Source organism: Pseudomonas sp. LBUM1645 (assembly GCF_059716185.1).
In genome coordinates, this window is sequence record NZ_CP166811.1 from 6,616,071 (window position 1) to 6,630,964 (window position 14,894).

Genomic DNA, 14,894 nt, shown 5'->3' on the forward strand with positions numbered 1-14,894 from the left:
GTCCATTTGCCGACTAACGGTCGGCGCCACAGCCCCCTGAAACCGGGAAAGATGGCCTTTTAACAGGATTTTGACGTCACCCGTTTGTCATTTACGCATTAACAAATTGAACTTCTACGATTATAAGGATGGCCCCCAAGGCGCGTGCCAGAGCTTCTGGTACGTCCGTGCAGCAAAAAAACCGTGGAAGCTTTTGTCTATGATCGATCTCGCAACCTGGAACCTCAGCGTTCCTGTCGGCAATCCGCCTTACACCGTTGACACGCCAAAACTGGTGAAGGGCTTCAAGGACCAATACTTCCACTCCGACACCGGCACCTTGTTTTTCTGGTCCCCGGTCACCGGTTCTAAAACTGAAAATGCGAAGTACCCCCGCACTGAACTTCGCGAAACCTACAGCAATGGCACCCTGAAAAACTGGCTCTACCCGGATGCCGACAATACCCTGCGCGCTACCCTGGCAGTGAATCAGGTACCGAGCTCGGGGAAGATCGTTATTGGCCAGATCCACGCCTATGAAAGCCAGAAACCCCTGGTGAAGCTCGAGTATCAATACAAGACCAGCACTCAAACGGGCAACATCGTCGCCAAGGTGCGTATGCACCCCGATGACGGGGACGGTCGGGTCATCACGATCGCCACCGGGGTGAAACTTGACCGGGAGTTTTCCTACCTCATCCACCTGAGCCCCAAGGGGGCATTGGGCATTAGCGCTGCCGGTTACCAATGGGACACCGACATCAGCAAGACCTGGAGCGTCAAGCCGCTGTACTTCAAGGCCGGTGTTTATGTGCAGGACCACACCGGGTACACCAGCGAAGGCGGGAAAGTGACGTTCAGCAAGCTGGATATTGATCACGATAAGTAGCCTCCTCACCCTGATCGTTCCCTCGCTCTGCGTGGGAATGCATCCCGGGACACTCCCAAAGAACAACTCGATCTCTGTAGCAGCTGCCGAGCTTGCGAGGCTGCGTCCGAGGACGAAGTCCTCGCAAGCCCGATGAACCGGGCCTACCTGAATAAATGCGTTGTCTGATTTACGACTGCTTCGCAGCCGAACGCAGCCTCGCAAGCTCGACAGCTGCTACAAACCCCAGCATCCGAAAACCGCGTAGGACCACTCCCACCGTGGCGAGGGAGCTTGCTCCCGCTGGGCGGCGAAGCAGCCCCAAACCCTGCTACGCAATTTCCTCAGACACACTGCAGTGCCCGGATCATGGTTCAGGATGTAAGCGATGTGTTTCGGGGGATTGAGCAGCGCGGGTTTGAAACGCCCAAGAGTCAGTAGTCAATTTTCAGGCAATAAAAAACCCGCATCGCTGCGGGTTTTTTAATACCGGTAATAACGCTGAAGGCTTAGTTAACCTTCGCGTTCAACTCACCTTTCAGGTAACGCTGGTACATCGCTTCCAGAGAGATCGGCTTGATCTTCGAAGCATTACCCGCAGTACCAAACGCTTCATAACGTGCGATACACACATCACGCATCGCAGTCACGGTCGCGCCGAAGAACTTACGCGGATCAAACTCGCTCGGGTTGGTAGCCATCAGGCGACGCATCGCACCGGTGGACGCCAGACGCAGGTCGGTGTCGATGTTGACCTTGCGCACGCCGTGCTTGATGCCTTCGACGATTTCTTCAACCGGCACGCCGTAGGTTTCTTTGATGTCGCCGCCGTACTGGTTGATGATCGCCAGCCAGTCTTGTGGAACCGAAGACGAACCGTGCATCACCAGGTGGGTGTTCGGGATGCGCTTGTGGATTTCTTTGATGCGGTCGATGGCCAGCACGTCGCCGGTAGGCGGCTTGGTGAACTTGTACGCGCCGTGGCTGGTGCCGATGGCGATAGCCAGGGCGTCGACCTGAGTGCGCTTGACGAAGTCAGCGGCTTCTTCCGGGTCGGTCAGCATTTGGCTGTGATCCAGAACGCCTTCGGCGCCGATGCCGTCTTCTTCACCGGCCATGCCGGTTTCCAGCGAACCCAGGCAGCCCAGCTCGCCTTCTACCGATACGCCGCAGGCGTGAGCCAGGGCTACAGTTTGTTGGGTGACGCGGACGTTGTAGTCGTAATCGGTCGGGGTCTTGCCGTCTTCGCCCAGGGAACCGTCCATCATCACCGAGCTGAAGCCCAGTTGGATGGAACGCTGGCAGACGTCAGGGCTGGTGCCGTGGTCCTGGTGCATGCACACCGGGATGTGCGGGAATTCTTCGATTGCCGCCAGGATCAGGTGACGCAGGAACGGTGCGCCGGCGTATTTGCGAGCACCGGCCGAAGCCTGGACGATCACCGGGGAGTCAGTCTTGTCAGCGGCTTCCATGATGGCGCGCATCTGCTCAAGGTTGTTGACGTTGAAGGCTGGAACGCCGTAGCCGAACTCGGCTGCGTGGTCCAGCATCTGGCGCATGCTGATAAGTGCCATTGTGTGTGTATCTCCCGGTTGAGGGTCGTTAATCGTGCCAGCCTGCCGTAGCGGCGGCGGCTATTCAAGTAATTGCAGATCGAGGGTTGCCCCGGGCTGCGAATTCGGTATTACAAAAATCCTGAGAACTGACGCTAACCCCTGTAGGAGCCGAGCTTGCTCGCGATGGCGGTTTAACTGCCGACACATAAGTTGAATGTGCTGGCCTCATCGCGAGCAAGCTCGGCTCCTACAGTGTCTGCGTCGGTCTCGCGTCATTCGGCTTTGCAACCGCGGCCGATCAAATCATTGGTGGCGACCCAGTACACCAGGCCTTCCTCACCTTTTATGTGAAACGCCAGCATGTCATTGCTGTACAGCGAACCTTCGGCGCCCGGCTCATGCTTCAAGCGGTAGACCTGATCGGCACCGCCCAGGCGAACGTCGACTTCCTTGCGGCTTTCGTCGGTGTAGCGCCAGAGCACTTTGGCCTGACTGTCGCAGGTCCAGGTGGTCCAGCTGTCCGTCGATTCGGCAGGCTTGAACAGGTTCAAATTGGAGCAACCTGCCAGCAGAGCCAGCGCCGTAACGGCGATAAAACCTTTCATCCATGTTCCTCGACTGACGACGCACGCCGCCAGCCCTGAGTAAAGTGTCAGACCCGTCAAGGGCAACCATGTTCCTTGGCCGGGGTCTGTGTCTCATATTTGTCCAGGCCATCAGGCCCGGAACGCTTGTTGATCACCGGGTTGGTTTCTGCCTGCCAGTCGGCCTGGTAGCAGCCTTTGTCCTGTTCAGGCGTCTCGGGTACCTTCGGGGCTTTCGGGTTACTCCCGCAAGCTGCCAGCGACCCCGCGATAATCAACAGCGCTAATGTTTTGACCATCTGAACACTCCTTTTCCTGGTCAAATGGGCGGCCTCAGGCCTTGGCCCGGCTTTCCAGGACTTCAACGGCCGGCAGAACCTTGCCTTCGACGAACTCGAGGAACGCGCCGCCACCGGTAGAAATGTAGGAGATCTGATCGGCAACGCCATACTTATCGATAGCGGCCAGGGTGTCGCCGCCGCCAGCGATGGAGAACGCCGAGCTTTCTGCGATCGCCTGGGCCAGGACTTTGGTGCCGTTACCGAACTGGTCGAATTCGAACACGCCCACCGGGCCGTTCCACAGGATGGTCTTGGACGACTTCAGCAGCTCGGCGAAATTCGCCGCGGTCTGTGGGCCGATGTCCAGAATCATGTCGTCTGCAGCCACATCAGCGATCAGCTTGACGGTAGCGGTCGCGCTTTCAGCGAATTCCTTGGCAACCACGACGTCGACCGGCAGCGGCACGCTGACCTTGGCGGCGATGGCGCGAGCGGTGTCCAGCAGATCCGGCTCGTACAGGGACTTGCCGACCGGGTGACCGGCAGCAGCCAGGAAGGTGTTGGCAATGCCGCCGCCGACGATCAGCTGGTTGCAGATCTGGCTCAGGCTGTTCAGCACGTCGAGCTTGGTGGAAACCTTGGAGCCGGCAACAATCGCCGCCATTGGCTGGGCCGGGGCGCCGAGGGCTTTGCCCAGTGCGTCCAGTTCGGCGGCCAGCAACGGACCAGCGGCGGCGACTTTGGCGAACTTGGCCACGCCATGGGTCGAACCCTCGGCGCGGTGAGCGGTGCCGAAGGCGTCCATCACGAACACGTCGCACAGGGCGGCGTATTGCTGGGCCAGTTCGTCAGCGTTCTTTTTCTCGCCCTTGTTGAAGCGCACGTTTTCGAACAGCACGATGTCGCCGGCCTTCACGTCAACGCCGCCCAGGTAATCGGCCACCAGCGGCACTTCGCGCCCCAGAGCCTTGCTCAGGTAGTCAGCGACTGGCTTGAGACTGTTCTCGGCCGAGAACTCGCCCTCGGTCGGACGGCCAAGGTGCGAGCAGACCATCACGGCCGCGCCTTTTTCCAGGGCCAGCTTGATGGTCGGCAGCGAGGCCAGGATTCGCGCATCGCTGGTGACAACACCGTCCTTGACTGGGACGTTGAGGTCTTCGCGGATCAGTACGCGCTTACCTTGCAGATCGAGGTCGGTCATCTTCAACACGGTCATGGGTCGCATTTCCTACTGTTTTGGAGAGGCAGCTGCTTGCAGATAGTGTTCTGCAACATCCAGCATTCGGTTGGCAAAACCCCATTCGTTGTCGAACCAGGCCAGGATGTTCACCAGCCGTGGGCCGGAAACTCGGGTCTGACTGGCATCGACGATGGCCGAATGTGGGTCATGGTTGAAATCACAACTGGCGTGAGGCAACTCGGTGTAGGCCAGAAGGCCCTTGAGCGGGCCGCTAGTGGCAGCCTCGCGCAAAATCCGGTTGACCTCGGTGGCGTCGGTGTCGCTCACGGTCTGCATCGTAATGTCGAGGCAAGACACGTTAACCGTCGGCACCCGCACGGCTTTGGCCTGAATTCTCCCGGCAAGTTCCGGTAACAGCCGTTCGATGCCACGTGCCAGACCAGTGGACACCGGAATCACCGACTGAAACGCCGAACGGGTGCGCCGCAAGTCTTCGTGATGATAAGCGTCGATCACCGGCTGATCGTTCATCGCCGAGTGAATGGTGGTGATCGACACGTATTCCAGACCAATGGCCTGATCCAGCAGGCGCAACAGCGGCACGCCGCAGTTGGTGGTGCAGGACGCGTTGGACACCAGCAACTCATCACCGGTCAGGCAATCCTGGTTCACGCCGTAGACGATGGTGGCGTCGACATCCGCCTCGCTGGCCATCGGCTGAGAAAACAGCACGCGCGGTGCGCCGGCGTCGAGGAAACGCTGGCCGTCTTCACGCGTGTGGTAAGCGCCGGAGCACTCCAGCACCAGATCGACGCCCAGCGACGCCCAATCGATGCCTTCAGGGGTGGCACTGCGCAGGACCTTCACGCAGTCGCCATTAATATGCAGACAATCGCCGTCGACCTTCACTTCCCCGGGAAAACGCCCGTGAGTGGAGTCGAAGCGTGTCAGGTATTCGATGCTGGCCATGTCCGCCAGATCGTTGATCGCAACAATTTCAAACCCGGCCTTATCGCCTCGCTCAAACAACGCACGCAAGACGCAACGACCAATCCGGCCGTAGCCGTTGAGTGCAACTTTGTAAGGACGCGGTTGAGGCATGGGGTTCTCGATAGACGCAGGCAGACGAATTCTCGGTAACAACACAATCCCTTGTAGGAGCTGTCGAGTGAAACGAGGCTGCGATCTTTTGATCTTTTTTAGATCAAGATCAAAAGATCGCAGCCTTCGGCAGCTCCTACAGGGACCGCGGCGGTCACAAAACCGCCGCGTAGTGCTTTAGTCTTCCAGCAGCTCTTCAGCCTGACCCAGGATGTTTTCCAGGGTGAAGCCGAACTCTTCAAACAAGGCTGGCGCAGGCGCCGACTCGCCGTAGGTGGTCATGCCGATCACGCGGCCTTCCAGGCCCACGTACTTGTACCAGTAGTCCGCGTGGGCGGCTTCGATGGCGATACGGGCGCTGACCTGCAACGGCAGAACCGCTTGCTTGTAACCGGCGTCCTGAGCATCGAACACGCTGGTGCAAGGCATCGAAACAACACGCACCTTACGACCTTGCTCGGTCAACTTGTCGTAGGCCTGAACCGCCAGACCGACTTCCGAACCGGTAGAGATCAGGATCAGCTCAGGCTCGCCGTCGCAATCCTTCAACACGTAACCGCCACGGGCGATGTCGGCGATCTGGAACGCATTACGGGTTTGGTGCTGCAGGTTCTGACGCGAGAAGATCAGCGCCGAAGGGCCGTCCTTGCGTTCCAGAGCCAGCTTCCAGCACACCGCCGATTCAACGGCATCGGCTGGGCGCCAGGTGTCGAGGTTCGGCGTGCTGCGCAAGCTGGTCAGTTGCTCGATCGGCTGGTGAGTCGGACCGTCTTCGCCCAGACCGATGGAGTCGTGGGTGTAGACGAACACGACACGCTGCTTCATCAGCGAGGCCATGCGCACGGCGTTGCGGGCGTATTCCATGAACATCAGGAAGGTCGCGCCGTAAGGCACCAGACCGCCATGCAAGGCCACGCCGTTCATGATCGCGCTCATGCCGAACTCGCGAACGCCGTAGTACATGTAGTTGCCGCTGGCGTCTTCAGCCGAAACACCTTTGCAACCTTTCCACAGGGTCAGGTTGGAACCGGCCAGGTCAGCGGAGCCGCCCAGCAGTTCAGGCAACAGCGGGCCGTAGGCATTCAATGCGTTCTGGCTGGCTTTACGGCTGGCGATGGTTTCGCCTTTGGCGGCGACTTCAGCAATATAAGCCGAGGCGTTTTCAGCGAAGTCTTCCGGCAGTTCACCGCTCAGACGACGAATCAGCTCGTTGGCCAACTCAGGGAAAGCAGCAGAGTAGGCAGCGAAACGCTGATCCCATTCGGCTTCGGCCGCGCGACCGGCTTCCTTGGCGTCCCACTCGGCATAAATGTTGGCCGGGATTTCGAACGGACCGTGGTTCCATTTCAGCGCAGCGCGGGTCAGAGCGATTTCCGCGTCACCCAATGGGGCGCCGTGGCAGTCTTCTTTACCTTGCTTGTTCGGCGAACCGAAACCGATGGTGGTCTTGCAGCAGATCAGGGTTGGCTGATCGCTTTTGCGCGCAGTTTCGATCGCGATCTTGATCTCTTCAGGATCGTGACCGTCGACGTTGCGGATGACCTGCCAGTTATAGGCTTCGAAACGCTTAGGCGTGTCGTCGGTGAACCAGCCTTCGACTTCACCATCGATGGAGATGCCGTTGTCGTCGTAGAAGGCGATCAGTTTACCCAGGCCCAAAGTACCGGCCAGGGAGCCGACTTCGTGGGAAATGCCTTCCATCATGCAGCCATCACCCAGGAACACGTAGGTGTGGTGGTCGACAACATTGTGGCCCGGACGGTTGAACTGCGCCGCCAGGACTTTCTCTGCCAGGGCAAAACCAACGGCGTTGGCCAGGCCTTGGCCCAGTGGACCGGTGGTGGTTTCAACGCCTGGGGTGTAGCCCAATTCCGGGTGACCCGGGGTGCGGCTGTGCAGTTGGCGGAAATTCTTCAGGTCATCGATCGACAGGTCATAGCCTGTCAGGTGCAGCAGCGAGTAGATCAACATCGAGCCGTGACCGTTGGACAGCACGAAGCGGTCACGGTCGGCGAACGATGGATTGCTCGGGTTGTGCTTCAGGTAGTCACGCCAAAGTACTTCGGCGATATCCGCCATACCCATAGGGGCACCGGGATGGCCGCTGTTGGCTTTTTGCACGGCATCCATGCTGAGGGCACGAATGGCGTTGGCACGCTCACGACGGCTGGGCATCGCTGTTCTCCTGCGGATATTGAATCGAGAGTGAATAAAACGAAACGGAAAAAAGGCGAGCATTTTCCCTCACCCACCCGCCTCGGGGCAATGACAGATAGTCATCTGAAGGCGTTTTTCCGGTGGATAAAGTCGCATTCGCCTGGTGAAACCTTTCCGCTGACGATTTGTAGAGTGACCCTTTCCCCGAGAAGTGCCATCTATCGAGCAATATCAAAACTTTTTGATATTGCTCTTGCGGTGTTTTCTGACCGTCACTAGACTGCTGGCCTTATGAATTTACGTGTGCCTTCCATTCGACATGACGATTGCGATGAGCTGGCGGCCCTGTGCAAGGCCGGCGGCGATCCTCTGCGGCTGAATGTATTGCGCGCGCTGGCCAACGATTCGTTTGGCGTACTGGAGCTGGCGCAGATCTTTGGCATCGGCCAGTCCGGCATGAGTCATCACCTCAAGGTATTGGCCCAGGCCAATCTGGTGGCGACACGCCGTGAAGGCAACGCGATTTTCTACCGTCGCGCCCTGCCCCACACCGACCTGCTGGGTGGCAAGCTGCATGCCGCGCTGCTGGAAGAAGTGGACAACCTGACCCTGCCTGCCGAGGTGCAGTCGCGGATCGCTCAGGTCCATGGGCAACGGGCGGCGGCCAGCCAGGACTTTTTCTCACGGGTCGCGGAGAAGTTTCGCGCCCAGCAAGACTTGATTGCCGGTCTGCCGCAATACCGCGAAAGCGTGGTGGCATTGCTCGACAAGCTGAGTTTCAGCGAAGACGCCACGGCCATCGAAGTCGGCCCCGGAGATGGCGCATTTCTGCCGGAACTCGCGCGCCGCTTTACACAGGTCACTGCGCTGGACAACAGCCCGGCGATGCTCGAATTGGCGCGCCAGGTTTGCGAACGTGAAACGCTGGCTAACGTCAGCCTGCAATTGGCCGATGCGTTGAACGGTGTCCGCCTCAAGGCTGACTGCGTTGTACTGAATATGGTGCTGCACCATTTCGCCGCGCCGGCCGAAGCACTCAAGCACATGGCCGACTTGCTGCAACCGGGCGGTAGCCTGCTCGTGACAGAGTTATGTAGCCACAACCAGAGTTGGGCCAGGGAGGCCTGCGGTGATCTATGGTTGGGGTTTGAACAGGACGATTTGGCCCGTTGGGCCACCGCTGCGGGACTCGTTCCCGGGGAAAGCCTCTATGTAGGCTTACGTAATGGTTTCCAGATCCAGGTCCGCCATTTTCAGCGACCGGCTGGCGACACTCACCATCGGTAAATTCAGGAAAAAATCGAGATGAGCGAATACTCCCTCTTCACCTCCGAGTCTGTGTCCGAAGGGCATCCGGACAAAATCGCCGACCAGATTTCCGATGCTGTGCTGGACGCCATCATTGCTGAAGACAAGTTCGCCCGTGTAGCGGTCGAGACCCTGGTCAAAACCGGCGTTGCAATCATCGCAGGTGAAGTCACCACGTCGGCCTGGGTCGACCTGGAAGAGATCGTGCGTAACGTGATTCTGGACATCGGCTACAACAGCTCCGATGTCGGCTTCGACGGCGCCACTTGCGGCGTGATGAACATCATTGGCAAGCAGTCTCCTGACATCAACCAGGGTGTCGACCGTGCCAAGCCTGAAGATCAAGGCGCTGGCGATCAGGGCCTGATGTTCGGCTATGCCAGCAACGAAACCGACGTGCTGATGCCAGCACCGATCACCTTCTCGCACCAACTGGTTCAGCGTCAGGCCGAAGCCCGTAAATCCGGCCTGCTGCCTTGGCTGCGCCCGGATGCCAAGTCGCAAGTGACTTGCCGTTACGAAGGCGGCAAGGTTGTCGGTATCGACGCTGTTGTACTGTCGACCCAGCACAACCCTGACGTGTCCTACAAAGACCTGCGCGAAGGCGTGATGGAGCTGATCGTCAAGCACGTACTGCCTGCCGAGCTGCTGTCCAAAGACACCCAGTTCCACATCAACCCGACTGGCCAGTTCATCATCGGTGGCCCGGTAGGCGACTGCGGCCTGACCGGTCGCAAGATCATCGTCGACAGCTACGGCGGCATGGCCCGTCACGGCGGCGGCGCGTTCTCCGGTAAAGATCCATCGAAGGTTGACCGTTCGGCCGCCTACGCCGGTCGTTACGTGGCCAAGAACATCGTGGCAGCCGGCCTGGCCGAGCGTTGCGAGATTCAGGTTTCCTACGCGATCGGTGTTGCTCAGCCGACTTCGATCTCGGTGAACACCTTCGGCACTGGCAAGATCAGCGACGACAAAATCGTCAAACTGGTTCGCGAAGTGTTCGACCTGCGTCCATACGCAATCACCACCATGCTCGACCTGCTGCACCCGATGTACCAGGAAACCGCTGCGTACGGCCACTTCGGTCGCACCCCGGCTACCAAGACTGTGGGCGAAGACACTTTCACCACCTTCACCTGGGAAAAGACCGACCGCGCCGATTCCTTGCGCGCTGCTGCCGGCCTGTAAGACTTCCCCGGCGGTACCAAAAGCCCCGCGCGGTTCGCCGTGCGGGGCTTTTTATTGTCCGAAAATCGAAAGATCGCAGCCTCGTTTCACTCGACAGCTCCTACAGGGATTTGTGTAGGAGTTGTCGAGTGAAACGAGGCTGCGATCTCTTGATCTTCCTGTCTCTCGAAACACACCGAAAAACATCCTCGCTACCGACGCCCGAAAGCTGACTAGCCTTGAAAGCATTCTCCCTGAGCAAGGACGCTCACGATGCTTCTGCGCCTGTTTTTCTATTTTTTCCTGACCTTTCTTTGCCTGAGTTCAAACGCCACCGAGTGCCCCGACTGGCCACCCGCACGCGCCCTGGACGAAATCACGTCACTGCAAAAACAAATCGACCTCTGGGACGACAGCTATCACCGGGGCGGCCGCTCATTGGTCGCCGATGAACTCTACGATCAGTCCCGTGCGCGACTGACCGAATGGCGCACTTGTTTCGACCTGGACCAATCCGCGGAACCGCTACGTACCGCGAGCGGCACGATGCCTCATCCCATCGCCCACACGGGCCTGGAAAAACTCCGCGATGGTCACGCCGTCGAAGCGTGGCTAAAAGGACGGAGCGATGTCTGGATTCAGCCCAAGATCGACGGCGTGGCGGTGACGCTGATCTACCGCAAAGGCCTGCTGACTCAGGCAATCAGTCGCGGTGACGGAATAAATGGCCAGGACTGGACGGCTTCGGCGCGCCAGATCGCCGCCATCCCCCAACAATTGCCACAGCCACTGGACCTGCTGCTGCAAGGTGAACTCTATTGGCGCCTGACCAACCACGTACAGGCCCGTGCCGGCAGCCTCAATGCACGCGCCACAGTGGCCGGCTTGATGGCCCGCAAAAAGTTAAGCACTGAGCAAGCCGCCGGGATCGGCCTGTTTGTCTGGGACTGGCCCCAAGGCCCGGCCAGTTTGCCCGCCCGCATCACAGTCCTGGATGAGTTGGGCTTCCCGAGCACCGCACCTTACAGTCACTCGATCAAGGTATTTGACGACGCTGAACGCTGGCGCGATCACTGGTATCGCTCGCCCCTGCCCTTCACCAGTGATGGCATCGTCCTGCGCCAGGATCAGCGCCCATCCGCTGAGCGCTGGCAGGCTAAACCGCCTTATTGGAGCGTCGCCTGGAAATACCCTTTTGCCCAGGCCTTGGCCGAGGTGCGCAAAGTCCACTTCAAGATTGGACGGACCGGGCGGATCACCCCTGTACTGGAATTGACACCGGTGATGCTCGATGACCGGCAGATCAAGCGAGTCAGTGTGAGCTCACTGCAACGCTGGGAAGCACTGGATATCCGGCCCGGAGATCAGGTCGCCATCAGCCTGGCAGGCCTGACCATTCCCAGGCTTGACGGTGTCATGCTGCGCAGCACCCAACGCGCTGAATTGAGCGTACCGCTGGCGGAGGACTTTCATCATTTGAGTTGTTGGCAGCCGACACCGGGGTGCGAAAGCCAATTCCTCGCCCGACTGACCTGGCTCAGCGGCAAGCAGGGACTGGCGCTGCCGCATGTCGGTCCTGGCACGTGGGAGAAACTTTTAGAAACAGGCCGCCTGAAAGGCCTGCTGGATTGGTTGACCCTCGATACTCAAGAGCTTGCTAACATTGACGGCTTCGGCGAACGCAGCAGCGCTCGTCTGTTGAGCAGTTTCAACAGTGCCCTACAACGCCCTTTCGCTCGCTGGCTCAAAGCCCTGGGTTTACCGCCGACCGGCCAGGCACAGCTTGCCGATTCATGGCAGGAACTGGCACAACGAAACACCGAACAATGGCAGGCAGAAGCCGGCATCGGCCCGGGACGCGCAGCGCAATTGAGCGCATTTTTCCGCGACCCGCAGGTCCTGGCCTTGAGTGAAACATTACGTCTTGCGGGGATTGACGGTTTTTAGCGGCCGATGATGCCCGCCAACCCGGGAACCCAATGGTGCCGCTGGGCTCAAACACCCCATCGCCACATCGACCCGATTGCCTTATTCACATGGAGCCTTTATGAAACTTCTTTCACCGCTCGCCCTGTTGACCCTTTGCAGCGTGCTGGCCGCTCCACTGATGGCCGCCGAAGAAGCTCCGGGCCTGACCGGCTGCGCCGCAAAGAAGCAGGGCCTCATCAACCAGATTGAACTGGCCAAGTCTCACGGCAACGCCGATCAGCAGGCAGGCCTTGAAACGGCCCTGAGCGAAGTCACTGCTCATTGCACCGATACTTCCCTGAAGAAAGAACGGGAGAACAAGGTGCTCGACGCCAAGCACGAAGTCAGCAAGCGTCAGGCTGACCTCGACAAGGCCATGAAGAAAGGCGACGCCGAGAAGATCAACAAGCGCAAAGACAAACTCGCCGAGTCCCGCAAGGAATTGCAGGACGCACTCGATGAGCTGGACAAGTAAGGATCAGTTCAGGACTCAATGATCCCGGAACTCTTTATGGCAGGCACTGCAGGCGTCTTCGACCTTCTGCACGGCCGGCCCCAGGTTACTGGCCTTGTAAGGCTGGACCTTGCTGGCAATCACCAACTCACCGGTGGCGGCTTCAAGGGTGCGGGCCATGTCCTGGAAGTGTTCCTGTTTCTGCCAGACATCGCTCTTGGCGCTGGTGTGATCTTCTTCGCGCACCTGCGGAAAATGTTTCCAGGGTTCACGGGACAACGCATCGAGTTTCACGGCACCGTCAGCGAATTTCGGGCCGTCGAACGGAATGCGACCACGCAACATGCCGCCCAGGTCTTCGCCGGTCTTGAGCATTTGCTTGAAGATCGCCTTGCGCTGACCCAGCGGCGAGTTGGGGTCGACACCACCGCAGGCAGACAACGTCAGGCAGGCCAGCAATACAACAGAAAGTCTTTTAAGAGTCATGGTGGCTTCAGGTCACGGGAAACGGCGGCCAGTATCCTCGTGTCATCGGCAAAGACCAATAGCCCTATTATCAATACGGGTTGTTTGAGCGCATGGAGCACTCAGGCAACCGACAAAGGAATTACTCCATGAACAGCCGTTTCAAGGCATGGCGTCACAACCTCGCCTGGACCCTTCCGATGGTGGCCGTGCTTGCGGGCTGCACCGGTGGCGACAACAACCAACCGAAAACCCACGCCCTGGCGACCTACTCCAGCGCCACGTGGGAAGCACTTCCGACGGTGTCCGACACCGACCTGGTCGCCGGCTTCGGTTCGTGGCGCAGCGCCTGCACCCGACTCAAAGCCGACCCGGTGTGGGGCTCGACGTGTGCGGCTGCCGCCAACGTGCCGCAAACCGCCAGCGACATTCGTGGCTTCCTCAAGCAGAACCTCGACGTCTACGGCCTGCGCGCCGCCAATGACAATCCCAACGGCTTGATCACCGGCTATTACGAGCCGGTCTACCCCGGCAGCCTGACCCAGACCGAAGCGGCGAACATCCCGGTGTACGGTGTGCCCGAGGACATGATCATCGTCTCTCTGGACAGCATCTACCCGGAACTCAAAGGCAAACGCCTGCGCGGACGACTCGAAGGTCGCGTGCTCAAGCCTTACGACGATGCGGCCACGATTGAAACCAAAGGTGTCAAGGCACCGGTTGTTGCCTGGCTGACCGATCCGATGAACCTGCAATTCCTGCAAATCCAGGGTTCGGGTCGTATCCAGCTCGATGATGGTCGACAGTTGCGCATTGCATATGCCGACCAGAATGGTCACCCGTATCGACCGATCGGCCGCTGGCTGGTGGACCAGGGCGAACTGAAAAAAGAAGAAGTGACCATGGGCGCCATCAGCAATTGGGCCAAGGCCAATCCGACGCGCATTCCGGAACTGCTGGGCAGCAACCCTAGCTACGTGTTCTTCACCCGCAACCCGGACAGCAACGAAGGGCCACGCGGCTCGTTGAACGTACCGCTGACCGCCGGTTACAGCGCGGCGGTGGATCGCAAAGTGATTCCGCTGGGCAGTCTGCTGTGGTTATCGACCACTAAACCGGACGGTACCGCACTGGTACGCCCGGTTGCCGCTCAGGACACCGGCGGCGCAATTGCCGGCGAAGTCCGTGCAGACCTGTTCTGGGGCACCGGCGAGGCGGCCGGGCAATTGGCCGGCGACATGAAACAGCAGGGGCAGATCTGGATGCTCTGGCCTAAAGGCGCAGCCCTGCCTCAAGTGCCTCAGGTGACCGACAAGCTTTAAATTCCAAAGATCGCAGGCTCGCCGCAAAATCGCGGATGAGCGTAGAAGCTGGCAAAGCCTGCGATCTCTTGATCTTGCTCTTAAACAGAAACCACAAAGAAACTGACGATCAACCCCAGCCCTACCAACCACATCAGCGACCGCAAAATCGCCCAGTCCGCCAAGTAGCAAATGATGTACAGCAGCCGACTGGTGATGAACAACACCGCCAGCACATTGATCGTCACCAGTTCGGCATTACCGGCCAGGTGCGCAACGATCACCGCCGCCGCGAACGCGGGAGTCACTTCTAAACCGTTCAGATGCGCCGCATACGCGCGTCGGCCAAAACCATTCAATGACTCGAGAAAGTCACGGGGGTCATGGTTGTCTTTCGGCCTGAACCCGCCACTGACCCTGGCGATGCTCGTGCAGATATAGGGCAGGAAAATCGCGATCAAAATGCACCACAGAGCAACCGTCATAACGCAATCCCTTCTTCAAGTTTCAAGAGTCGAGCTCCAG

The 14,894-nt window shown here is 59.1% G+C and carries 14 protein-coding genes and 1 pseudogene; 7 read left to right on the forward strand and 8 right to left on the reverse strand.

Going from position 1 to position 14,894, the window contains the following annotated elements; all coding sequences use genetic code 11:
• The first annotated feature begins 199 nt into the window (after positions 1-199).
• Together ACA079_RS30145 and ACA079_RS30150 are read left to right on the forward strand one after the other, a co-directional pair.
• Positions 200-868 (forward strand): polysaccharide lyase family 7 protein, encoded by a 669-nt coding sequence (locus ACA079_RS30145; RefSeq protein ID WP_497701897.1) that lies wholly within the window; start codon positions 200-202, stop codon positions 866-868.
• A 339-nt stretch (positions 869-1,207) separates the two neighbouring features.
• Positions 1,208-1,288 (forward strand): annotated as a pseudogene (locus tag ACA079_RS30150) (fructose-bisphosphate aldolase); the annotation flags it as partial.
• A gap of 68 nt (positions 1,289-1,356) precedes the next feature.
• On the opposite strand, the gene fba reads toward ACA079_RS30150, so the two are convergent.
• From fba to tkt, 6 genes are all read right to left on the reverse strand, one after another.
• On the reverse strand, positions 1,357-2,421 hold the full coding sequence (gene fba, locus ACA079_RS30155; RefSeq protein ID WP_219095091.1) for a class II fructose-bisphosphate aldolase: 1,065 nt from the start codon (positions 2,419-2,421) through the stop codon (positions 1,357-1,359).
• Positions 2,422-2,675: 254 nt separating this feature from the next.
• On the reverse strand, positions 2,676-3,008 hold the full coding sequence (locus ACA079_RS30160; RefSeq protein ID WP_489264512.1) for an MliC family protein: 333 nt from the start codon (positions 3,006-3,008) through the stop codon (positions 2,676-2,678).
• 56 nt (positions 3,009-3,064) lie between these two features.
• Positions 3,065-3,286, reverse strand: coding sequence for a hypothetical protein (locus tag ACA079_RS30165; protein WP_046045274.1), 222 nt, complete (start codon positions 3,284-3,286; stop codon positions 3,065-3,067).
• A 34-nt stretch (positions 3,287-3,320) separates the two neighbouring features.
• Entirely contained in the window at positions 3,321-4,484 is a 1,164-nt protein-coding gene (locus ACA079_RS30170) for a phosphoglycerate kinase (RefSeq protein ID WP_033060390.1), read from the reverse strand.
• A 12-nt stretch (positions 4,485-4,496) separates the two neighbouring features.
• Positions 4,497-5,549, reverse strand: coding sequence for an erythrose-4-phosphate dehydrogenase (gene epd, locus ACA079_RS30175; protein WP_046052460.1), 1,053 nt, complete (start codon positions 5,547-5,549; stop codon positions 4,497-4,499).
• Between the two features lie 177 nt (positions 5,550-5,726).
• On the reverse strand, positions 5,727-7,724 hold the full coding sequence (gene tkt / locus ACA079_RS30180) for a transketolase (RefSeq protein WP_497701898.1): 1,998 nt from the start codon (positions 7,722-7,724) through the stop codon (positions 5,727-5,729).
• 273 nt (positions 7,725-7,997) lie between these two features.
• On the opposite strand from tkt, the gene ACA079_RS30185 reads away from it, so the two are divergent.
• From ACA079_RS30185 to ACA079_RS30200, 4 genes are all read left to right on the forward strand, one after another.
• The gene (locus ACA079_RS30185) at positions 7,998-8,993 is read left to right on the forward strand and encodes an ArsR/SmtB family transcription factor (RefSeq protein WP_497701899.1); all 996 of its coding nucleotides are present in this window, start codon (positions 7,998-8,000) and stop codon (positions 8,991-8,993) included.
• An 18-nt stretch (positions 8,994-9,011) separates the two neighbouring features.
• Positions 9,012-10,202 (forward strand): methionine adenosyltransferase, encoded by a 1,191-nt coding sequence (gene metK / locus ACA079_RS30190; protein ID WP_497701900.1) that lies wholly within the window; start codon positions 9,012-9,014, stop codon positions 10,200-10,202.
• Positions 10,203-10,454: 252 nt separating this feature from the next.
• On the forward strand, positions 10,455-12,128 hold the full coding sequence (ligB, locus tag ACA079_RS30195; protein WP_497701901.1) for an NAD-dependent DNA ligase LigB: 1,674 nt from the start codon (positions 10,455-10,457) through the stop codon (positions 12,126-12,128).
• A 100-nt stretch (positions 12,129-12,228) separates the two neighbouring features.
• On the forward strand, positions 12,229-12,624 hold the full coding sequence (locus tag ACA079_RS30200; RefSeq protein WP_415771951.1) for a DUF1090 domain-containing protein: 396 nt from the start codon (positions 12,229-12,231) through the stop codon (positions 12,622-12,624).
• A 15-nt stretch (positions 12,625-12,639) separates the two neighbouring features.
• Here the strand turns inward: ACA079_RS30200 and ACA079_RS30205 are convergent, their stop codons facing one another.
• Complete coding sequence (locus ACA079_RS30205) at positions 12,640-13,089, reverse strand: c-type cytochrome (protein ID WP_008151996.1); 450 nt, start codon at positions 13,087-13,089, stop codon at positions 12,640-12,642.
• Between the two features lie 128 nt (positions 13,090-13,217).
• Between ACA079_RS30205 and mltA the strand changes: the two genes are divergently transcribed.
• Positions 13,218-14,390, forward strand: coding sequence for a murein transglycosylase A (mltA, locus tag ACA079_RS30210; RefSeq protein WP_497701902.1), 1,173 nt, complete (start codon positions 13,218-13,220; stop codon positions 14,388-14,390).
• Between the two features lie 80 nt (positions 14,391-14,470).
• Here the strand turns inward: mltA and ACA079_RS30215 are convergent, their stop codons facing one another.
• A complete protein-coding gene (locus ACA079_RS30215) occupies positions 14,471-14,854 on the reverse strand; it encodes an MAPEG family protein (protein ID WP_497701903.1) in 384 nt (127 codons plus the stop codon).
• Between the last annotated feature and the right edge of the window lie 40 nt (positions 14,855-14,894).